Here is a 19,876-nt window from a genome sequence, read left to right as displayed (position 1 = left end):
CCCCCTCCCCTAGTCCACGTAGCGCTTCAGGCCCTGCCAGATCTCCTCGACCGTATCGAGATAGCCTCGGTCGCGGCGGATGGCGTCGGGGCTCGCCGAGCGGTCGATCTCCGGCTCGATGATCTGCGCCACCCGACCAGGGCGGCGCGACAGGATGACGATGCGGTCCGACACATAGACCGCCTCCTCGATCGAGTGGGTGACGAAGATGAAGGTCTTGTTCTCCAGAGCCACAAGGCGGAGCAGGTCCTCCTGGAACTTGCGGCGGTTCTGCTCGTCCACCGCCGAGAACGGCTCGTCGAGCAGCAGCACATCGGCATTCACCGCGAAGGCACGGGCGAGGCCGACACGCTGGCGCATGCCGCCGGAGAGTTCGTGGGGGTATTTGTCCTCGAAGCCGGAGAGCCCGACCTCGCCGATATATTTGCGGGCGATCGCCTGGCGCTCGGCCTTGCCCATGCCTTTCAACTCAAGCCCGAAGGCGACGTTGCGCATCACCGTAGCCCACGGCATCAGCGCGAAATCCTGGAACACGAAGGCGCGCTCCGGGCCGGGACCGGAGACCGGCACGCCGTTTACCCGCACCTCGCCGGAGGTCGCCGGAATGAGGCCGGCGATGATCTTGAGCAGCGTGGTCTTGCCGCAGCCGGAGGGGCCGAGCAGCGTGGTGAGCTTGCCGGCGGGAAAGTCGAGGTCGATGGAGCGCAGCGCCTCCATCTCCGCATACATCTTGCAGATGCCGCGCACCTCGACGGCGGCTTCCGGCGACGGGGTTTCGACGGCGGTGGTCGCCGCGGCCGTTATGTTGCGCATGGCTCAGCCCTTTCGCTTCTCGGGACGCAGCACCCGGACCTCGAAGGCCTCCAGGGCGGACAGCGTCAGCGTCGAGACGAGGATGATGGAGACGACGGCGGCATACATCTCGGGATAGTCGGCGACCGAGCGGTGATAGGTGATGAGATCGCCGATGCCGGTGGGCGTGATCAGCAATTCGGCGAGGATCACCCCGATGAAGCCGGCGGCGAGGCCGAGCCGTAGCCCGGCGAAGATCACCGGCGAGGCGTCCGGCAGGATGATCTTGACGATGCGCTGCCACCAGGTGCCCTGGAACGAGCGGCACATGTCGATGAGCGACGGATTGGTGTTGCGCACCGCCTTGTAGCCGTTGAGGGCGATTACCGGCAGTGACAGCATCACCACCGCCAGCGTCTTGGAGACGAGGCCTATGCCATAGGCGAAGGTGATCAGCGGGATCAGCGCCGCCATCGGCGCCGCCTGCAAGACGATGAACACCGGCGCGATGAGCCATTCGGCGAAGCGCGACAGGCCCATCACGATGCCGAGCCCCACGCCGACCACCGCCGAGATGGCGATGCCGATCACCAAGGGCTGCAACGTCGAGCCATAGGCGGAGATCAGCGAACCGTCGAACGTCATGCGGATGAGCGCACCGAAGGTCTCGAGGAAGGTCGGGAAGGCGAAGCTGATCGGAATGCGGCCGGCGATTTCCCAGATGAGGAAGAACAGGCCGATGGAGGCGATGCGCCATACGGCCGGGCGGTTCTCCAGGAGCCGGCGCAATATCGCCGGCTCGGAGGTGTGAACGGCCCTTGGAGAGCCGTTCGCCTGCGCGGGAGCTGCCATCCGGCCGCCCTCAATTGGTGCCGAGCTTGCCGAGCGCGCGGTTCAGCGGCTCCATCGCCCAGAAATCCTCGACCTTCAGGCTGGCCGGCTCGCCCTGAAGCTGGCCGGACAGGGTGTAGAAGGCGAAATCGTCCTTGGTCGCGGCCATGCCGCCGCCATTGAGCGGGAACGCCTTGCCTTGCGCCAGCTCGGTGAAATAGGGCGTGATCTCGGCGACCTGATCGGCCGGAAGGTCGGGCAGCAGGTTGTACTTGGCCCGCCATTCGGCGACCACGGCAGGCCGCTCGGTGACGTCACGCCAGATAGAGAGGATCGACTCGACGATGACGTCGACCTCCCTAGGGTTCTTGTCGAGGAAGTCCTGTCGGGCGAACAGCGCCTCGTCGGTGGCGTTCACGCCGTCGAGCGGCAGGATGATGAACTTGCCGGGCGCCTTGGCCTGCAGCAACCGGCGACCGTTGGAATCGACGATGGTCGCCTTCACGTTGCCCTGCAGCAGCGCGCCGGTGCGCACTTCCGAGCCGGGGATGTAGCTGATCTTGGAGAACTTGATCCCCTGCTTCTGCTCCATCAGCTTCATGATGGCCTCGGTGCCCGAGCCGCGCGAATGCACCGCCACTTCCTGGCCGTCGAGGTCCTTCCAGCTCTTGTAGAATTCGGCGTTCACCGCCGGATAGAAGCGCAGCGTCGAGAGCTGGAGGAAGAGGCGCACCGGCACCTTCACCTTCTGGATCAGCGCATAGGGTCCGCCGACACCGATATCGGCCTGTCCGCTGACAACCGCCTGGGCGGCGATGTCCTCGGACTTCAGGTAGGTCATCTCGATCTCGACGCCCTTCTGCTTGGCGAGCTCGAAGGCGGCGAGCAGATGCAGGTTCTCGACGCTGGCGATGTCGCCATAGGCGACGCGCACCTTGGCCTCGGCCGGTGCGGCAAAGGCCAGTGCGGCAGCCCCGACCAGCGCAACCGCGCCGGCGGGGAATGCGGATCGGCTAAGTGATCTTATGCGAAAGGCAAGCATGTCGAGCATTTCGGACTCCCTTGGATCGAGTGGTTTGCCCACTGCTGAATTCACCGCGAGGTGTGAAACCAATTATGATTTGGTTTACATTGAGCCTTCCGAAGCGTCAAGCTCACATTGGCTTGACCGGCCGCTTTTGCCGTTCCATAGATTGAACCAATTCCACACTTGGTTGAAATGTATGGACAGCCTCATCGAAAGCGATCCGCACACGCAAAAGAGCACCGTCACCCAGCTCCGGGCCTTTCTCGCCCAGAGCGACCTGCCGGATGACGGGCGCCTGCCGCCGGAACGGGAGCTGTCGACGGCGCTCGGCGTTTCGCGCACTGAGCTGCGCAAGGCGCTGGACGTGCTCGAATCCGAAGGCCAGATCTGGCGGCATGTCGGCAAGGGCACCTTCATGGGCAGCCGGCCGCTCGATACTTTCGCCGACATCGCGGCGCTGGCACGGCGCTCGAACCCGGCGGAGGTGATGCGCGCCCGCCTTGTCATCGAGCCGGAAATCGCCCGCGCCGCCGCCTTCACCGCCACGCCGGCGGCGATCTCCGAGATGCGGCTGTGCCTGTCGCGCTCGCGGCAGGCGGAGAGCTGGCGGCAATATGAGGGCTGGGACACGCGGCTGCACCGCACCATCGCGGAGGCGACGCAGAACGGCCTGCTGCTCGGGCTGTTCGACACGCTCAACGCGGTGCGCCGCGCCGTTACCTGGGGGCGGCTGCGCGCCTCCCCGCTCAAGCCCTCGCCGGACCATCACAGCTTCAAGGAGCATGAGGCGATCGTCGACGCGATCGAGCATCGCGACATGGCCGGCGCCGCCAATGCCATGCGCGCGCATCTGCGCACCGTCGAGCGCAAGCTTCTGGAGAAGCAGATGCGTGCCGCCGAAGAGGGCTGAAGCCGACTTCGCCGACTCCGCGCAATGGCCGCATTGGTTGCGATGCAGCACGGCGTCGGCCGTCACGCATTCACAAGAGGCCCGGATGTCCGCCGCGGCCGCCAAGCCTATGAAACCAGAATGGCGCGTGTCGGTTCCGAGCCATCGGACCGACACGCGCCATCGTTGAAATCAGGACGCCCAAATCCTTGACCGCCGCCCAGGAGCTCCCATAAAGGGGCCTGCCGCCTGCGGCGGAAGGAGCGGGCCGGCGGCCCGGGATCAGAACTTATAGTTCACGCCGATACGGGCGACATTGGTGTTGATGTGGCCGGACATGTCGACAGTACCGGGAATTTCCGGCACCGAGTCCGGCGTGCCCATGTAAAGATATTCGCCCTTCACGGTCCAATTGTCGGCGAAGGCGTATTCCGCGCCGGCGCCGACCGTCCAGGTCCAATAGGTCGAGGAGACGTCATAGGAGGTGGTGCCGATGACGCCGTCGATGGAGCTCTTGCCATAGGCGCCGCCCGCGGTGCCGTAGACCAGGACGCGATCCCAGGCGTAGCCGACGCGGCCGCGGATGGTGCCGAAATAATCCACGTCGCTGCCATCGCCATACCAGGTCGACCCGGCAATGCCACCGGTGTTGCCGCTGCCGGCGAAGCCCTGGATATCGGTTTCGACACCGAACACCCAGGAGCCGACCTGGTAGTTGTAGCCGAGCTGGCCGCCATAGATGAAGCCGCTGCCGCTGCCGCTGACCATGCCGGTGCCGTAGGGCAGGATGGTCGCCGAGCCGGAGCCGTCAGACCACGCGCCGCCCATGTTGGCGCCGATGTAGAAGCCGGTCCAGGAGAATTCCGGCACCACCACGACGGGCGCCTTCACCGGATACTTGGTCGCCATGTCAGCAGCCAGGGCCGGGCAGGCCAGGGCTAAAAGGCTGACGGCCGAAAGGAACATGCTCTTCATAGCCGAGACCCCCGAGGTCGAAAGATTGATGACAGCGAATATCGCGCGAAAACTCAACGAGAATGGGTAATGGGTTGTGCTGGTATAATGCTTCAATATAAAGGTTAATGAAGTGATAAATATGCAACAGCGGAGATGTGTTTTCGGCGGCTCTGCCGTGTCGGGCGGGGCGGGTGAAACCCTTGGCATGGCTGGATAATGGTACGCGCGCACCCCATCATGCCAAGGCTATCTCCATTCGTGGCCTCGGAATCCGCAGGCAAGCATTCGCCAGCAAGTCACTCCCTCACAGCTATCCGACGACTATCCGGCACGCATGCGTTCATTTGCCGGACGAATTACGGAGGGTGACACAATAACGTATTGGTATCTATACAGGAAATATCATCAAATCATTATAGAATAATCAGAGAACTATTCCCGTTTTTCTGTATTCCCGAACGGAAATCCGGGCTCTCCACATAATTGGTTCGGCCGGAATAGCCATCCCGCCGCAAATGCTCCACGGAAGCGCGGCTTTGCCAGTAATAGGGTCGTATTCGCCGCTCGCCCGCGACGTTGACAGCCGACCGACGGCGCCTTCGGCTCCCGGCGACGGACGGCGCCGTCCAGGCATCGCGCTCAGGGCAACATTTCGTCCGGCACCGGAAAGGGGCGAGCATCCAGGCTGCCATCGGTTCGCGGCATGCGGCCGGCGGCGAGCTCGGAATCGTGCCAGTCGTTCCACGCCTTCCAATAGGCGATGCGCACCGGCGATTCGCTGAACTCGGATATGGCGCCGGCGCCGGACTGGGTGAGCGAAAGCCCATGCCGCCGGCCGAGCGTCAGCACGGCGTTGATCGACGCGCTCGACATCGAGCCGAAATGCAGCCGGACCCGCTGCTGGAACTCGCGATCGGCACCGAAGCGCACGGGATCGAAGAAGCCCACCTTGTCGAAGACATCGGCGGAAAAGAAGGTCGAGTGCGGGCAATTTTCGACATAGCGCCCCCGCAGGCCGCATTCGACGGTCGAATCCGACCGTACCCGCAGCCATTGCGAGGTGGTGCACTTGATCTCCGGCCGGCCATGCATGGCGCGCAGGTGGTGGGCAACATGCGCGCGCAGCCAGAAATCGTCGGAATCGCATAGCGCAACATAGTCGCAGCCGGTCTCCAGCGCGTTGCGGATGCCGAGATTCTTGGCGGCATAGGTGCCGACGTTACGAGGAGTTTGGAGATAGGTGAGCCGCCCTGCCGCCACCAGCGGCGCGCAGATCGCCGCCGTGTCGTCCTGCGAGCCATCGTCGACCACGATGAGCCGCACGCCATCGGCGCTTTGCGACAAGACCCCCTCGATGGCGCGCGCAAGATGGGCGGCCGCATTATAGGCGGTCATCACCACGGCCACGCGCGCCGGCGGCGCTTCCGCATCCACGGTGTGGTCGGTTACCGTATCGATGCCGAAAATGTCCCATGACAGGTTCATGTTCGAGCGGCGGAACAGGTCGCGCAGGATCGTCGTTTTCTCGCCACGCACGGTGAGAATGTTGTGCAACGCGACGAAATAATTGTCTGGAATGGGCTGTTCCGGGGTCTCGGCAACCTCGAAGGCCTGGCGCATGGCGAGTTCCGCCTGATGCACGCGCCCCAGGCTGAGATTATATTCGGCATAGAGGACCTGGCCCGGAACCGTTGAACGCCCGGTGAGGGCGCTGCTGCGTTCCAGCAGGAGGCAGGCCGCTTCCTTGTCGTCATAGGCGGCGACGATCGCCTTGTTCACCAGCGGTCCCTTGTGCAGGGGCCGTGTCCGCGTCCATTCGTCGAGCCACTGGCGGGCTTCCTCCCGGCGGCCGAGCCGGAAGGCCGAATACCAGAGGTCCTCGAGGAGGCGCGGGTCCATGTCCTGACTGGATCGCCTGCGCGTCGCGGCCCGCGAGACAAGATCATAGGCGCGTTCGAAGTAGCGGGCCTGGAGATAGTGCCGCACGGCGCATTCCAGCAGCAGCTGGCGCTCGGACCCGATGTCGTCGGGCGTGTCCAGCCATTCCAGCATGCGCATGGCCGCTGGCCGCTGTGTGTGGAAGAAGTCCTCCAGCCAATCGGTCAAAGACTGGCCGGCCATCGCTTCGGTGAACAGGCCGCTCCGCAGCACGTAGCGCAGCAGCGCGTCGACCTGCGCGTGGGGCACCACCTGCAATGCCGCCCCGAGCTCCCTTTGCACGTCCGCCCGCAGCTCGGCGGGCTCGGGCATCGGCGGCAGAATATGACGCAGCTGGGGAATACGCCGATCCTGCGCCTGGCTGCGCCATTCGGCGGCGTGGCGTGCGAATTTCTCGCTGGTATGGACCGCCACGATCTGGTCGGTGAGCCAGGACGCGAGCCCCCGATCCGAACTCGCCGACATATAGGTGGCGATGAGATTGGCCGGATCGGCTCGCACCACGAAGACCGGGTAGGCGGCGAGCCCAGGGAATTCGATATCGTGCAGGAAGCTGCGGAATTTGCCGAAACCGGCAAGCAGCGGCCGGATGTAGGCGGGCAGGAATTCGATCGAAACAGGCTCGGCCAAAATCGTCCGTCCGCAATGCTGGAACTGATCACCTCGGCCGGATCGAAGCGCTCCGGCCGAGGTGATTATGCTCAATTTATTGAATCCAAGCCATTTTCTTGTCGATCCGCCGGTCGCGTCCGCGGCGAGATGCGGTCTGTGCCCTCACACCGCCGGCGATTTCGGCTGGAACGGGAGGCTCTTGCCCTTGTCCGACATGCGCATCCGCCGTCGCTCGATGTCCGCCTTGCCGAACCGGCACGCGGGATCCGCGTCATAGATCGCGATGAGCCGCGATCCGCACCTCCCGGCAAACGGTTCGCGCACCACGTCGTGATAGTTCGCCTCCCGGCCCATCCATCCCGTCAGCTTCTCATAGTCCACCGGATCGTGGACATGGCCGGTCACCGGGGGATGCGCCGGCCAATTATAGGGCACGGAGATGATGACCCGCCGGCCGAGTTCGAGCAGGCGCCGGCCGAAGGAGCCGGCATCCGGCACATGTTCGAGCACCTGCAGGCAGGTGACGACGTCGAAGATCTCGCCGAAATCGATGTTGTGGATGTCGCCTTTCACGGCGCGCACATTCGCCGACTTATAGGGAACGCGGATGTCCACCGACACACGCCGGGCAATCCAGTCGAACCATTCAAGATATTGGCAATTTCCGGTGCCGACGTCGAGCATCGTCCGGGCATCGGCAGCAACGGAACGCATGATGAAATCGATATGCTGATAATAGATCATATCGCTTCGACGCCGCCAGTACTCCCCGGATCCATAGCCGCTCTCGGACATTTCGCACTCCTTGCCTCCGGCACCTCCATCCTTGCCAAAAGCAACCGATCTCGTCGAGAGCCTGCCGCAGAGATAATGCATCTCGATGGCAGCGGTTATGTCGGGGATGGGACATGGTGCGCCACCATCGGGAAGGCATCGAGATCGGCCCCCCTCTTCGCGGCACATTCATGAATTCCGGATATGACTGCGTGCAATATACAGTGACTAATCCCGCGACGGCTTCCCGCCTAAAGTGCGCCCCATACTCGGCGCTTCGCGTCGTCGATCTCCTGCCAGGATGACCATGGACATCAGACGAAGCGGCTCGCAGCCGTCGAAGAAAGGCCCGGCGGACTATTTCACCGGCGCGGTGCGCATCGACGCTCCGTTCAGCGGCAGTGGCCAACTCGGCGGCGCGACGGTGACTTTCGAGCCCGGCGCGCGCACGGCCTGGCACACCCATCCCCTCGGCCAGACCCTGCTCGTCACCTCCGGCTTCGGCCGCGCGCAGCGCGAGGGCGGCCCGGTCGAAGAGATCCGGCCCGGCGACATCGTCTGGTTCCCGCCCGGCGAGAAGCACTGGCACGGCGCCGCGCCCGATTGCGCGATGACGCATATTGCCATCGCCGAGATGCAGGACGGCCGGGTGGTCGACTGGCTGGAGCAGGTCACCGACGATCAATATGCCGGCACGACGCCCTGAAGCGGGGGCCCGCCGCGACCACCTTATTCGGGGAGGCCGACGCCTCCTCAATCCTGCAAGGAACATCCGCATGAAGACCATCGGCTATGCCGCCCAAGGCCCCGACGCGCGCCTCGCGCCCTTCGATTTCGAGCGGCGGGCGCTGCGGCCCAACGACGTCGCCATGGAGGTGCTTTATTGCGGCGTCTGCCATTCCGACCTTCATCAGGCCCGCAACGACTGGGGCTTCTCGACCTATCCGGTCGTGCCCGGCCACGAGATCGTCGGGCGCGTCGTCGCGGTCGGCGACGCGGTGAAGAACTACAAGCCCGGCGACGCGGTGGCGGTCGGCTGCATGGTCGATTCCTGCCAGGAATGCGACCAGTGCCGCCGGAACCAGGAGCAGCTCTGCCGCAACGTGATGACCCAGACCTATAACGACCGCGACCGCATCACCTGCGAACCGACCTATGGCGGCTATTCCAAGCATCTGGTGGTGCGCGAGGAATTCACCCTGCGCCTGCCGGACGGGCTGGACATCGCCAAGGCGGCGCCGCTGCTCTGCGCCGGCATCACCACCTATTCGCCGCTGCGTACCTGGAATGTCGGCCCGGGCAGCCGCGTCGGCGTGATCGGCCTGGGCGGGCTCGGGCACATGGCGGTGAAGCTGGCGGCGGCGATGGGGGCGGAAGTCACGGCGCTCAGCCGCACTAAGGACAAGGAAGCCGACGCGCTGGCGCTCGGTGCCGACCGGTTGCTGGTCTCCAGCGACGAGGCGGCGATGGCGCAGGCGGCGAGCGGCTTCGATCTGATCATCGACACCGTGCCGGTGAAGCACGACATCAATCCCTATATCCCGCTGCTCGACATTGACGGCACGCTGGTCCTGGTCGGCCAGCTCGGCCCGCTGGCCGAAATCAACACCATCCCGATGCTGTTCGGCCGTCGCCGCATTGCCGCCTCCCCCATCGGCGGCATCGCCGAGACGCAGGAAATGCTGAATTTCTGCGCGAAGAAGGGCGTGCTGCCGGATGTCGAGATGATCCGCATGGACCAGATCAACGAGGCCTTCGAGCGGCTGGAGCGCGCGGATGTGCGCTACCGCTTCGTGATCGACATGGCCTCGCTGCCGGTGCCGGCGGCGGCCTGACCTCGGCCGCAATCGAGGGCCGCGCCTCAGGCGGCGCGGCCCCGTCCATGAATTGCGCGGGATAGCGCTACCGCGTGGCGACTGGTGAGCCGGGACGCATTGTGCGCTCAAGCCCTCATCCAGCGCGGACCCCGCCCGCATGATAGTCTCCCGGCGCCGACTCGGACGGCGTCCCCTTCCCTATCGACCGGGAGCAACCCCTTGTCATTGATGGATTTGACGGCGACGGAGCTGTCGCATCTGGTCGCGACGCGCGCGGTGAAGCCCTCCGACATCATGGCCGACTATCTGCAGCGTCTCCCGGTCGCAAACGCGGTGGTGAACGCCATCGTTTCCAGTCGTGATCCCGCGGACCTGATGGCCGAAGCGCTTGCGATGGACAATGAACCCTCGCGCGGGTGGCTGCATGGGCTGCCGCTGGCGGTGAAGGACCTCGTCGCCGTCCGGGACCTGCGCACGACCTTCGGTTCGCCGCTCTATCGCGACCATGTGCCCGACCGCGACGATCTCATCGCCGCGCGTCTGCGCGCCGCAGGGGCGATCTTTACCGGCAAGACCAACACTCCCGAATGGGGGCACGGCAGCCACAGCTTCAATCCGGTGTTCGGGGCGACGCGCAACCCCTATGACCCGGCGTTCACCGCCGGCGGCTCGTCGGGCGGCGCGGCGGCCGCGCTCGCCGCCCGCCTCGTGCCGGTCGCCGACGGGTCCGACATGATGGGCAGCCTGCGCAACCCCGCCGCGTTCTGCAACGTCTATGGCTTCCGTCCCAGCTGGGGCCTGGTGCCGGGCGACGCCGACGGCGACACGTTTCTGGCCACCCTGGCGACCGACGGGCCGATGGCGCGGACCGTCGAGGATCTCGCGCGGCTTCTCGAAGTCATGGCGGGTGAAAATCCCGAGGTGCCGTTCGGCCGGCCGGGCGCCAGCTTCGCCGACCGGCTCGACATCGACATGAGCGGCCGGCGCATCGGCTGGCTGGGCGACTGGGGCGGCGCCTATGCGTGCGAGCCGGAAATCTTCGATCTCTGCGAAGCCGGGCTGGCGGTGCTCGCGGATATGGGGGCGGTGGTGGAACCCGTTGCGCCGCCCTTTCCGGCGGAACAATTGTGGCAGGCATGGATCCATCTGCGGGGCTTCCTCAACGCCGGATCCAAGGGCAGCCTCTGGGTCGATCCCGTCAAGCGCGCGGCGCTGAAGCCGGAAACCCTCTGGGAGATCGAGTTCGGACAGACGGTCACCGCCGCACAGGTTTATGAGGCGAGCGTGCTGCGTTCGCGCTGGTATGCGACGGCGTCGGCACTGTTCCGCCGCTACGACCTGTTGGTAATGCCGTCGGCACAGGTCTGGCCGTTTCCCGCCGAATGGCGCTGGCCGCGGCAGATCAACGGCCGCACCATGGACACCTATCACCGCTGGATGGAGGTGGTGGTGCCGGTGAGCCTGATCGGCCTGCCGGCGCTCGCCGTCCCCTGCGGATTCGGCTCCCGAGGCCTGCCGATGGGCATGCAGCTCATCGGCTCGGCCGGAGGTGACGCGAAGGTGCTGGCCATCGGGGAGCAATACCACCGGGCGACCCAATGGCCGCAGAAGCGCCCGCCCGGCCTGGCCGACATTCGGCCGGTCCTGGCGTGAACGGGCGATCCGCCGGCGAGGCCATGCGACGGCGGGGAAAATCGACATCTTCCCTATCGTAAGTATTGAATGGCAGCGTCTAGCGAAACGCAGGATCTTGAATATTCATTGTTTAGAGGAATTCCAATTATCTTCACATAATCGTTCTTCAGGGTATCGTCGTCGACGTAAATATTGAAAACAGCAGACCAGAATACTATAGCCCTCCGCGCCGGGACAACCTCTGTCGATATCGTCACTGGAGGGCGCATGAGAGTTTCGTTTCAACGTTTGACGGTTTTCGTGACGGCCGCGCTGTTCAGCGCAGCGACGCTCGCCGCCAAGCCTGCCACGGCCGCGGAGGCCGAAGGGATCGTCGTCTACAACGCCCAGCACGAGAGTCTCGGCCGCGAGTGGATCGACGCCTTCACCGAGGCGACCGGCATCCCGGTCACCCTGCGCCAGGGCAGCGACATGCAGCTCGCCAATCAGATCATCCAGGAAGGCGCGGCCTCGCCGGCCGATATATTTCTGACCGAGAACTCGCCGGCGATGATGCTGGTGGACCGGGCGGGCATGTTCGCCCCGGTCGACAAGGCGACGCTGGACCAGGTGCCGGCGGCATTCCGGCCGTCCGACGGCATGTGGGTGGGCATCGCCGCGCGCTCGACCGTCTTCGCCTACGACAAGACCAAGCTCGGCGAGGACAAGCTGCCGAAGTCGATCCTCGACCTCGCCGACCCGGCCTGGAAGGGACGCTGGGGCGCTGCCCCCGCCGGCGCCGATTTCCAGGCGATCGTCAGCGCCATGCTGGAGCTGAAGGGCGAGGCGGAAACCGCCAGATGGCTGAAGGCGCTGAAGGAAAACGCCACGCCTTACAAGGGCAACAGCGTCGCCATGATGGCGGTGAACGCCGGCGAGATCGATGGCGCCGTCATCTATCATTATTACTGGTTCGGCGATCAGGCGAAGACCGGCGAGAACAGCAGGAACGTCGCGCTGCATTATTTCCGCCATCAGGATCCCGGCGCGTTCGTGAGCATCTCCGGCGGCGGCGTGCTGAAGTCCAGCATCCATCCGAAGGAGGCGCAGGCTTTCCTCGCCTTCGTGACCGGCAAGACGGGACAGGACATTCTGAAGACCGGCACCTCCTACGAGTACGCCGCGGGCAAGGACGCCGCGTCCAATCCCAAGCTGGCCCCGCTCGCCGGGTTGCAGGCTCCGGTGGTCGACCCCTCGACGCTCAACAGCCGCAAGGTCACCGAGCTGATGATCGCCGCCGGGCTGATCTGAGCCCGGCCCGGTCCCCGTGGCCGCTGCGCCGACGACGCGCGGCGGCCTTTCCCCTCCCCATCCGATGGGCATCGGCCTTGCGGCAGGACGACGGATTAGTTGCTTCCCTACCTGCCGCCGGCGCCCTGGTTCCGGCGGGCGGAGCGATGCGCCGCGCGCGGCGCCTGCCGCATGCGGCGGTATATGCTGCCGCGGCGCTGGTCGCGCTCGCCAGCCTGGTGCCGCTCGGCTTCATCGTCGCCACCACCTATGAGGTGGGCTGGGCCACGGTGCGGGAACTGGTGTTCCGTCCACGAGTCGGCGAACTGCTGATCAATACGTTCCTGCTCGAGGCCACCAGCATTCCGATCGCGATCGTGGTGGCAGTGATGCTGGCCTGGCTGACCGAGCGCACCGACCTGCCTTTCGCACGGCTGTGGGCCTGGCTGGCGGTGGCGCCGCTGGCGGTGCCGGCCTTCGTCCATTCCTATGCCTGGATCGGCCTCGTGCCCGGCATGCGCGGGCTATCGAGCGCCGCCTTCGTCTCGGTGATCGCCTACTACCCGTTCCTTTATCTGCCGGTGGCGGCGACGCTGCGCCGGCTCGATCCGGCAATCGAGGATGCCGCCGCATCGCTCGGCCTCAATCCGTGGCTGGTGTTCTTCCGCGCGGTGCTGCCGCAGCTGCGGCTGGCGATCTGCGGCGGCTCGCTGCTCGTCGGCTTGCACCTGCTGTCCGAATACGGACTCTATGTGATGATCCGGTTCGACACCTTCGCCACCGCCATCGTCGACCAGTTTCAGTCCGCCTATAACAGCCCGGCCGCCAATATGCTGGGCGGCGTTCTCATCGCCTGCTGCGTGCTGCTCATCGGCATCGAGGTGCTGATCAGGGGTGGCGAGCGCTATGCGCGCGTGGGAGCCGGGTCGGCGCGACCGGCGCCGCGGCGGCGGCTCGGCCGGTGGCGCCTGCCGGTGCTGATCCTGCCGGCGCTCGTCGCGGCGGTGGCGCTCGGCGTGCCGCTGGTGACGCTTACCCGCTGGCTCCTGCTCGGCGGCACCGCAATCTGGCGCTTTGAGGCCGTCGGCAGCGCCTTTGTCGAGACGGTGGCGCTGGCACTCGCCGGGGGTGCGCTCGCCACACTCGCCGCCGCGCCGATGGCCTGGCTGTCGGTGCGGGCGCCGGGGCGGCTCCAGCGGGTCCTCGAGGCCTGCCATTACTATGTCGGGTCGCTGCCCGGCGTGGTGGTGGCGCTGGCGCTGGTGAGCCTCACCGTGCGGTATCTGCTGCCGCTCTACCAGACCTTCGCCACGCTGCTCGCCGCCTATGTGCTGCTGTTCCTGCCGCGCGCCATGGTTGGCCTGCATGCCAGCATCGCCCAGGCGCCGGTGGAGCTGGAACGCGCCGCCATGGCGCTCGGCCGCACGCCGGCCCAGGCGGTGCGCCAGGTTACGGCGCGGCTGGCGGCGCCCGGCGTGGCGGCGAGCCTCGCGCTGGTTGCGCTCGGCATCACCAACGAACTCACCGCCACCCTGATGCTGGCGCCCAACGGGGTCGACACGCTGGCGACCCGCTTCTGGTCGCTGACCAGCGAGATCGACTACGTCGCCGCCGCGCCCTACGCGGTGATGATGGTGGTGCTGTCGCTGCCGCTCACCCTCCTGCTCCACGCCCAGTCGAAACGGACGGCAGGCCAATGACGCTGCTCACCATCGATGGCCTCGGCAAGCGCTACGGCCGTGCGACCGCGCTCGACCGGGTGTCGCTGCGGGTCGCGGCCGGCGGACGCACCGCCGTGGTCGGCCCTTCCGGCTCGGGAAAGTCCACGCTGCTGCGCCTCGTCGCCGGATTCGAGGCACCCGACGAAGGCCGGATCGTCCTCGACGGCGAGGTGATGGCCGAGGGGCAGGCGGCGATGCCGGCCCATAAGCGCGGCATCGGCATCGTGGCGCAGGACGGGGCGCTGTTTCCGCATCTGAGCGTCGCCGAAAACATCGGCTTCGGCATCGCGCGCGGCGCCCCGGACCGCGAGCGGCAGGTGCTCGACCTCCTCGACATGGTGGAGCTCGATCGGGGCATGCTCGACCGCCGGCCGCACCAGCTTTCGGGCGGCCAGCAGCAACGGGTGGCGCTGGCGCGGGCGCTCGGCCGCAAGCCGCGGCTGATATTGCTCGACGAGCCGTTTTCGGCGCTCGACACCGGGTTGCGCGAAAACATGCGCAAGGCGGTGGCGCGGGTGCTGCAGGCGGCCGGCATCACGGCCATTCTGGTCACCCACGACCAGGCCGAGGCGCTGTCCTTCGCCGACCAGGTCGCGGTACTGCGCGAGGGGCGGCTCGTTCAGGCCGGCACGCCGCGAATGCTTTATCTGCACCCGCGGGACCGGGAGACCGCGCTGTTCCTCGGCGATGCCGTGCTGCTGCCCGCCGTCGCCCGCAACGGCATGGCCGATTGCGCCTTGGGCCGGGTGGCGGTCGCCGCCGATCATCACGGGCGCGTGGAGATCATGCTGAGGCCGGAGCAGATCCGCGTGGTCAAGGACGAGGGCGACCTCCCCTGCCCCGGCCGGGTCGTCGAGGTGGAGTTCAGCGGCGCGACCTGCACGGTCGCGGTGGTGCTGGAAGGGGTGGCGCTGCCACCGATCCTGGTCAAGACCTCCAGCGTGGCGCTGCCCGAGCCGGGCGACCGCGTCCGGCTCGATATCGCCGGTGCGGCGCATGTGTTCGGCGCCCGCTAGCGGATGTGGTTCGCTCCGTGCGGCGTTCTGGCCATGCGACGGCGGGACCGATGGAACGCGGAGCGGGGTGAGCCGTTGACGCTGCACGGACCGAACGAGACCGGCTGGGAGCCAGACGGATGGCACGGCGTAGCTTCTGGAAGGGCTATCTCAAGCTGTCGCTGGTGACCTGCCCGGTCACCATGGCGCCGGCAACCAGTGAAGCCGGGAAAATCAGCTTCCACACGCTCAACCGTGCCACCGGCAATCGCGTCGAGGCGCGCTATGTCGACACCGGGACCGGACGCGCGGTGCGCGAGCAGGACGAGGTGAAGGGCTACGAGATCGAGCCCGGCCGCAACGTGCTGCTTGAGGACGACGAACTCGACGCCGTGGCGCTGGAGAGCACCCGTACCATCGATATCGACATGTTCGTACCGAAGGAATCCATCGCCTCCATCTGGTACGACAAGCCGCACTTCCTCGTGCCCGCCGATACGGTCGGTGCCGAAGCGTTCGCGGTCATCCGCGAGGCGATGGTGGCGACCGGGATGAATGGCGTCGCCCGGCTGGTGCTCTATCGGCGCGAGCGCGCGGTGATGCTGGAGCCGCGCGCGCGTGGCATCGTGCTGTGGACGCTGCATTATGGCGACGAGGTCCGGCCGGCGCAGGACGCTTTCGGCGACCGGGCGGCGGAAAAACCTGATCCGGTCTCGCTGAAGCTGATGACCTCGCTGATCGAACAGCGCACCCGCGACTGGGATCTCTCGATGGTGCGCGATCCGGTGCAGGAGAACCTGCGCAAGCTGATTGCCGCCCGCAAGCGCAGGCGGCCGTCGGCAAAGGCGGCGAAGCCGCATGTGCCCGAGCCTGTGGGGGACAACGTCATCAGCATCACCGAGGCGCTCAAACGCAGCCTGGCGGCCGAGAAGAAGGCGAAGCGCTAGATCTTTTCCCGTTTCGCCGCCGGCAGGGGCAGCGCCGCCGCGCGAAAACCCTCCCAGGGATCAGCCTCGAGATTGGCGAGCCGAGCCGGCGCATTGTCGATGGTGAATTGGGCGGCGCTCGCCAGATCGTCGAGTTCCTCCCAGGCGATCGGCATGGACACGGCCGCGCCCGGCCGCGCGCGGGTGGAATAGGGAGCGACCGCCGTCGCGCCGCGGGCGTTGCGCAGATAGTCGATGAAGATCCGCCCCTTGCGTTTCGCCTTGGTCGCGACGGCAATGAAGCGGTCGGGATCGTCCGCCGCCATTCGCGCCGCAAGCGACTTCGCATAGGCCTTGGCGGCCGGCCATCCCGCCTTGGGGACCAGCGGCGCCACCACATGCAATCCCTTGCCGCCCGAGGTCTTCACGAAGGCGGCAAGCCCGTCCTGCTGCAGATAGTCCCGCACCGAGCGCGCGGCCTCGATCACCTGCCTCCATCCGACCGCCTCGCCCGGATCGAGGTCGAAGATCAGCATGTCCGGCTTTTCCAACCCGGCGAGCGGCACTCCCCAGGGATGAATTTCCAGCGTGCCGGCCTGGACGAGCGCGATCAGCCCGTCGAGATCGCCGATGGTGAGCAGCGGCTCGCCGCCCTTGTCCTTGGGATCGGGCACCAGCCTGATCGCCTTGTTGATGCCGCGCCAGGCATGCTTCTGGAAGAAGCAGGCCTCGCCGATTCCGTCGGGGCAACGCAGCAGCGCCAGCGGCCGGGCGACGACGAACGGGGCGATGAAGGGCCAGACCTGCGCATAGTAGTCGGCGAGGCCCTGCTTCGTGACGCCATCCTCCGGCCAGTAGAGACGATCGGGATGCGTGAGCGTCACCGCGGAGGTGGACGGGCGCGCAGCGTTCATGTCGGCATCTCCTGTGCGCCCAACCTCTTCCCGCACCACTTCCGCCGCCGGCTTGTCCTCGCGCAAGCCGCGATAGGAGGCGTGGCGCAGATTATGATCGCCGGTCCAGCCGCGAAACTCGACTTCGGCCACCAGCGAGGGCTCGACAAAGCGGACGCCGCGGCGTGCCTCGGCCGATAGCGGTTCGCCAAAGGGGCTGCTCTTGCGCGCGAGCGGCTCGATGGTGTCGAACAGATCGGCGGCGGCGCGGGAAGAAAAACCGGTGCCGACCCGCCCGACATGGCGAAGGGCGCCATTTTCGAACACGCCGAGCACCAGCGAGCCGATCGCGTGGGAGGCAATACTGGAGGGCACGTAGCCACCGATCACGAATTCCTGCCGATGCGAGCATTTGGACTTCAGCCAATCGCGGGAGCGGCCGGATCGGTAGCGGCCGTCGCGCCGCTTCGACACCAGTCCTTCGAGGCTGAGGCGGCAGGCATGGCGCAGCATGATGGCGCCGTCCTCCGCGAAATGTTCGCTGAAGCGCAGCGGATCGCGGCTTCCGGCCAGCAATTTCTGCAAGGTCGCCTTGCGGGCGATCAGCGGCTCCCCGGTCAGGTCGCGTCCGTCGAGATGGATCAGGTCGAAGGCATAGAACCGCATCCGGTCGTTGCGCCCCTCCGACAGGTCGGCCTGGAGCGCGGCGAAGCTGGAGGCGCCGGAGCCGGCCTCCACCACCGCCTCGCCGTCGACCAGCGCTGTCCCGACCGGCAGCGCCGCCAGTGCCGCGACGAGATCCGGCCCGAAGCGCGCGGTCCAGTCGAGTCCGCTGCGGGTGAGCAGCCGGACGTCGCCCTTCTCGATCCGCGCTTGCAGGCGGTAGCCGTCGAACTTGATCTCATGCACCCAGGCGCTGCCGGTCGGTGCCTTGGGGACGAGAGTGGCGAGCGCCGGCGGCACGAAGTCCGGCAATTGCACGACGGCCGCGCGACGACCGGGCCGAGGGGATTTCGCGGAAGTGGTCTTGGGGGAAGTGGTCTTGGCGGGAGCCTTCCTGGCTGGAGGGATGAGCGGAGCGGCCGTCGCATGGCTCACCTTGGACGACCAGCCCGGCGCTTCCCTGGCGATGGACGCGATGTCGCGCCCGGTCTTCACCGATTCCGGGCGCTCCTCCAGAATGTCCGGCGCGCCGGGTTCGCGGGCAGCGGCATCCTCGCCCTTGATCAGCAGCCAGTTGTTGCGGGTTTCGCCCGACCGCTTGTGCATGCGCACGAGATGCCAGCGACCATGCAGTTTCTCGCCGTCGATCTCGAATTCGAGATGGCCTTTGGCAAAACCCTTGTGCGGATCGCCGATCGGCGCCCAGCTGCCGGTGTCCCACAGAAGCACGGTGCCGCCGCCATATTCGCCTTTCGGGATGGTGCCCTCGAAGCTTCCATAGTCGAGCGGGTGGTCCTCCACCTCGACGGCGAGGCGCTTTTCGCCGGGCACCAGGCTCGGGCCGCGCGTCACCGCCCAGCTCTTCAGAACCCCGTCCAGTTCGAGCCGCAGATCGTAGTGCAGGCGCCGCGCGGCATGCTTCTGGATGAGATAGGCATGGCCGCCGCGCGGCGCGGCACGCCCGCGCGGCTCCGGCGTCGCGTCGAAATTGCGCTTGCGCCGATAGAGATCGAGGGCCATGGCTCGCTCACCCCGCCTTGCGTGGCGATCTGCGCGCCGGCGCTGCACCCGCCGGCTCCTTCCCCTGAGCCGGCGGCTTGCGTCCGGTCGCCTTTCGCGGCTTGGTCGGTGCGTCCATGCCCGCACTGCGGCGCAGCGCCTCCATCAGGTTCGCCACCTTCTCGGGCTTGCGCGCCTCGGGCGGCTTCACGCTGCGGCCGGCGGCCTTGGCCCGTACCAGTTCGACCACCGCCGCCTCGTAGCGGTCGTCGAAGGCCGCCGGATCGAAGCGGCCGCTCTTGGTCTCGATGATGTGGCGGGCGAGATCCAGCATTTCCTTGTCGATGCGCATCGGCTTGATGCCGTCGAAAGCCTCGTCCGCCGGGCCCACCTCGTAGTCGAAATTGAGCAAGGTCGCGGTCAGTCCGCCTTCCACGGCCCGCACCAGCAGCGAGCGGGCGCGGCGGAACAACACCGCCTGAGCGAGTGCCGCGACGTTCCGCCGGCGCAACCCCTCCCCGATCAGTGCGCAGGTGTCCACCGCCTCCGGCCCGTCGGGGGCGAGGTAGTAGGAACGGTCGAAATAGAGGTCGTCGATCCCCGCGCAGGGTATGAAGGCGTTCACCGCCAGCGTCTTGTCGCCCTCCGGCACCGCGGCGGCGATCTCCTCCGGTTCGAAGACGACATAATCGTCCGGCGCGATCTCATAGCCTTTGACCTGCTCGTCGCGGGGCACCTCCTCCCCCGTTCCGGCGTCGACGAACTGGCGGTTCAGGCGATTGCCGGTCTTGCGATTAAGGGTGTGGAAGCTCACGCGATCGGAGGTCGACACGGCGGTGAACAGCGCCACCGGGCAGATCAGCCGGTCGATCCGCAGATAGCCTTTCCAAACCGCCCGCGGTGCCATGGCCATCCTCCACACGGCCGTCAACGTTCGACGGCTGCAGGCGTTCCGGCACCATAGGGAACAGGTGTTTTCGGGTCCTTCCGGTCTGGCAGCGGGGCGACGTCATGCGAACATCGCCCCACGCTGCCCTGCCAACCGCTATCCCGCGCCCTCCTCACGCATCGGGAGCGACGGTGTGGTTTGCGAGCATCTCCAGCGCCTTCACCAGCGCCGAATGGTCCCAGGCCGCCC

The 19,876-nt window shown here is 66.6% G+C and carries 16 protein-coding genes; 8 read left to right on the top strand and 8 right to left on the bottom strand.

Going from position 1 to position 19,876, the window contains the following annotated elements; translation table 11 throughout:
* Positions 1–9 precede the first annotated feature (9 nt).
* Genes AC1RU4_RS06095 through AC1RU4_RS06085 form a run of 3 tightly spaced genes read right to left on the bottom strand, consistent with a single transcriptional unit; the run spans position 10 to position 2,674 of the window.
* Positions 10–813 (bottom strand): ABC transporter ATP-binding protein, encoded by an 804-nt coding sequence (locus AC1RU4_RS06095; RefSeq protein ID WP_492890147.1) that lies wholly within the window; start codon positions 811–813, stop codon positions 10–12.
* A 3-nt stretch (positions 814–816) separates the two neighbouring features.
* Positions 817–1,644 carry an ABC transporter permease gene (locus tag AC1RU4_RS06090; RefSeq protein ID WP_492890146.1) on the bottom strand — a complete coding sequence of 276 codons (828 nt, stop codon included), beginning with the start codon at positions 1,642–1,644 and terminating at the stop codon, positions 817–819.
* Between the two features lie 10 nt (positions 1,645–1,654).
* Positions 1,655–2,674, bottom strand: a complete 1,020-nt coding sequence (locus AC1RU4_RS06085; RefSeq protein WP_492890145.1) for an ABC transporter substrate-binding protein — start codon at positions 2,672–2,674, stop codon at positions 1,655–1,657.
* A 172-nt stretch (positions 2,675–2,846) separates the two neighbouring features.
* On the opposite strand from AC1RU4_RS06085, the gene AC1RU4_RS06080 reads away from it, so the two are divergent.
* Positions 2,847–3,560: a FadR/GntR family transcriptional regulator gene (locus AC1RU4_RS06080; RefSeq protein WP_492890144.1), complete on the top strand. Its 714-nt coding sequence runs from the start codon at positions 2,847–2,849 to the stop codon at positions 3,558–3,560.
* Positions 3,561–3,821: 261 nt separating this feature from the next.
* On the opposite strand, the gene AC1RU4_RS06075 is transcribed toward AC1RU4_RS06080, so the two are convergent.
* The 3 genes from AC1RU4_RS06075 to AC1RU4_RS06065 all read right to left on the bottom strand — a co-directional run bounded on the left by AC1RU4_RS06075 (position 3,822) and on the right by AC1RU4_RS06065 (position 7,790).
* Complete coding sequence (locus AC1RU4_RS06075; RefSeq protein ID WP_492890143.1) at positions 3,822–4,505, bottom strand: outer membrane protein; 684 nt, start codon at positions 4,503–4,505, stop codon at positions 3,822–3,824.
* Between the two features lie 630 nt (positions 4,506–5,135).
* Positions 5,136–7,064: a glycosyltransferase family 2 protein gene (locus AC1RU4_RS06070; protein ID WP_492890142.1), complete on the bottom strand. Its 1,929-nt coding sequence runs from the start codon at positions 7,062–7,064 to the stop codon at positions 5,136–5,138.
* 144 nt (positions 7,065–7,208) lie between these two features.
* Complete coding sequence (locus AC1RU4_RS06065; RefSeq protein WP_492890141.1) at positions 7,209–7,790, bottom strand: class I SAM-dependent methyltransferase; 582 nt, start codon at positions 7,788–7,790, stop codon at positions 7,209–7,211.
* Positions 7,791–8,127: 337 nt separating this feature from the next.
* Between AC1RU4_RS06065 and AC1RU4_RS06060 the strand changes: the two genes are divergently transcribed.
* The 7 genes from AC1RU4_RS06060 (at position 8,128) to ku (AC1RU4_RS06030) (ending at position 16,204) form a co-directional block, all read left to right on the top strand.
* Positions 8,128–8,526 carry a (R)-mandelonitrile lyase gene (locus tag AC1RU4_RS06060; protein WP_492890140.1) on the top strand — a complete coding sequence of 133 codons (399 nt, stop codon included), beginning with the start codon at positions 8,128–8,130 and terminating at the stop codon, positions 8,524–8,526.
* Positions 8,527–8,596: 70 nt separating this feature from the next.
* Positions 8,597–9,655 carry an NAD(P)-dependent alcohol dehydrogenase gene (locus AC1RU4_RS06055; protein WP_492890139.1) on the top strand — a complete coding sequence of 353 codons (1,059 nt, stop codon included), beginning with the start codon at positions 8,597–8,599 and terminating at the stop codon, positions 9,653–9,655.
* 201 nt (positions 9,656–9,856) lie between these two features.
* Entirely contained in the window at positions 9,857–11,290 is a 1,434-nt protein-coding gene (locus AC1RU4_RS06050; RefSeq protein WP_492890138.1) for an amidase, read from the top strand.
* Positions 11,291–11,539: 249 nt separating this feature from the next.
* Complete coding sequence (locus AC1RU4_RS06045) at positions 11,540–12,562, top strand: iron ABC transporter substrate-binding protein (protein WP_492890137.1); 1,023 nt, start codon at positions 11,540–11,542, stop codon at positions 12,560–12,562.
* A 146-nt stretch (positions 12,563–12,708) separates the two neighbouring features.
* A complete protein-coding gene (locus AC1RU4_RS06040; RefSeq protein ID WP_492890136.1) occupies positions 12,709–14,241 on the top strand; it encodes an ABC transporter permease in 1,533 nt (510 codons plus the stop codon).
* Positions 14,238–15,278, top strand: a complete 1,041-nt coding sequence (locus AC1RU4_RS06035) for an ABC transporter ATP-binding protein (RefSeq protein ID WP_492890135.1) — start codon at positions 14,238–14,240, stop codon at positions 15,276–15,278. The genes AC1RU4_RS06040 and AC1RU4_RS06035 overlap by 4 nt, the downstream gene beginning before the upstream one ends.
* 119 nt (positions 15,279–15,397) lie before the next feature.
* Positions 15,398–16,204, top strand: a complete 807-nt coding sequence (gene ku, locus AC1RU4_RS06030) for a non-homologous end joining protein Ku (RefSeq protein WP_492890134.1) — start codon at positions 15,398–15,400, stop codon at positions 16,202–16,204.
* On the opposite strand, the gene ligD is transcribed toward ku (AC1RU4_RS06030), so the two are convergent.
* Together ligD and ku (AC1RU4_RS06020) are read right to left on the bottom strand one after the other, a co-directional pair.
* Positions 16,201–18,759 carry a DNA ligase D gene (gene ligD / locus AC1RU4_RS06025; protein WP_492890133.1) on the bottom strand — a complete coding sequence of 853 codons (2,559 nt, stop codon included), beginning with the start codon at positions 18,757–18,759 and terminating at the stop codon, positions 16,201–16,203. The genes ku (AC1RU4_RS06030) and ligD overlap by 4 nt on opposite strands.
* Before the next feature lie 7 nt (positions 18,760–18,766).
* Positions 18,767–19,645 carry a non-homologous end joining protein Ku gene (gene ku, locus AC1RU4_RS06020; protein WP_492890132.1) on the bottom strand — a complete coding sequence of 293 codons (879 nt, stop codon included), beginning with the start codon at positions 19,643–19,645 and terminating at the stop codon, positions 18,767–18,769.
* Positions 19,646–19,876: the final 231 nt, after the last annotated feature.

It is taken from the genome of Ancylobacter sp. GW821-FHT10E12 (genome assembly GCF_058809335.1).
The sequence above is the reverse complement of the archived record's forward strand: the minus strand, read 5'-3'. Positions and strand labels throughout refer to the sequence as shown.

Bases quoted from the DNA above. Each gene is read 5' to 3' on its own strand.
- AC1RU4_RS06035 (WP_492890135.1), top strand. From the start codon at position 14,238: ATGACGCTGCTCACCATCGATGGCCTCGGCAAGCGCTACGGCCGTGCG.
- ku (WP_492890132.1), bottom strand. From the start codon at position 19,645: ATGGCACCGCGGGCGGTTTGGAAAGGCTATCTGCGGATCGACCGGCTG.
- ligD (WP_492890133.1), bottom strand. From the start codon at position 18,759: ATGGCCCTCGATCTCTATCGGCGCAAGCGCAATTTCGACGCGACGCCG.
- AC1RU4_RS06085 (WP_492890145.1), bottom strand. From the start codon at position 2,674: ATGCTCGACATGCTTGCCTTTCGCATAAGATCACTTAGCCGATCCGCA.
- AC1RU4_RS06045 (WP_492890137.1), top strand. From the start codon at position 11,540: ATGAGAGTTTCGTTTCAACGTTTGACGGTTTTCGTGACGGCCGCGCTG.
- AC1RU4_RS06075 (WP_492890143.1), bottom strand. From the start codon at position 4,505: ATGTTCCTTTCGGCCGTCAGCCTTTTAGCCCTGGCCTGCCCGGCCCTG.
- ku (WP_492890134.1), top strand. From the start codon at position 15,398: ATGGCACGGCGTAGCTTCTGGAAGGGCTATCTCAAGCTGTCGCTGGTG.
- AC1RU4_RS06060 (WP_492890140.1), top strand. From the start codon at position 8,128: ATGGACATCAGACGAAGCGGCTCGCAGCCGTCGAAGAAAGGCCCGGCG.
- AC1RU4_RS06090 (WP_492890146.1), bottom strand. From the start codon at position 1,644: ATGGCAGCTCCCGCGCAGGCGAACGGCTCTCCAAGGGCCGTTCACACC.
- AC1RU4_RS06095 (WP_492890147.1), bottom strand. From the start codon at position 813: ATGCGCAACATAACGGCCGCGGCGACCACCGCCGTCGAAACCCCGTCG.
- AC1RU4_RS06040 (WP_492890136.1), top strand. From the start codon at position 12,709: ATGCGCCGCGCGCGGCGCCTGCCGCATGCGGCGGTATATGCTGCCGCG.
- AC1RU4_RS06080 (WP_492890144.1), top strand. From the start codon at position 2,847: ATGGACAGCCTCATCGAAAGCGATCCGCACACGCAAAAGAGCACCGTC.
- AC1RU4_RS06065 (WP_492890141.1), bottom strand. From the start codon at position 7,790: ATGATCTATTATCAGCATATCGATTTCATCATGCGTTCCGTTGCTGCC.
- AC1RU4_RS06055 (WP_492890139.1), top strand. From the start codon at position 8,597: ATGAAGACCATCGGCTATGCCGCCCAAGGCCCCGACGCGCGCCTCGCG.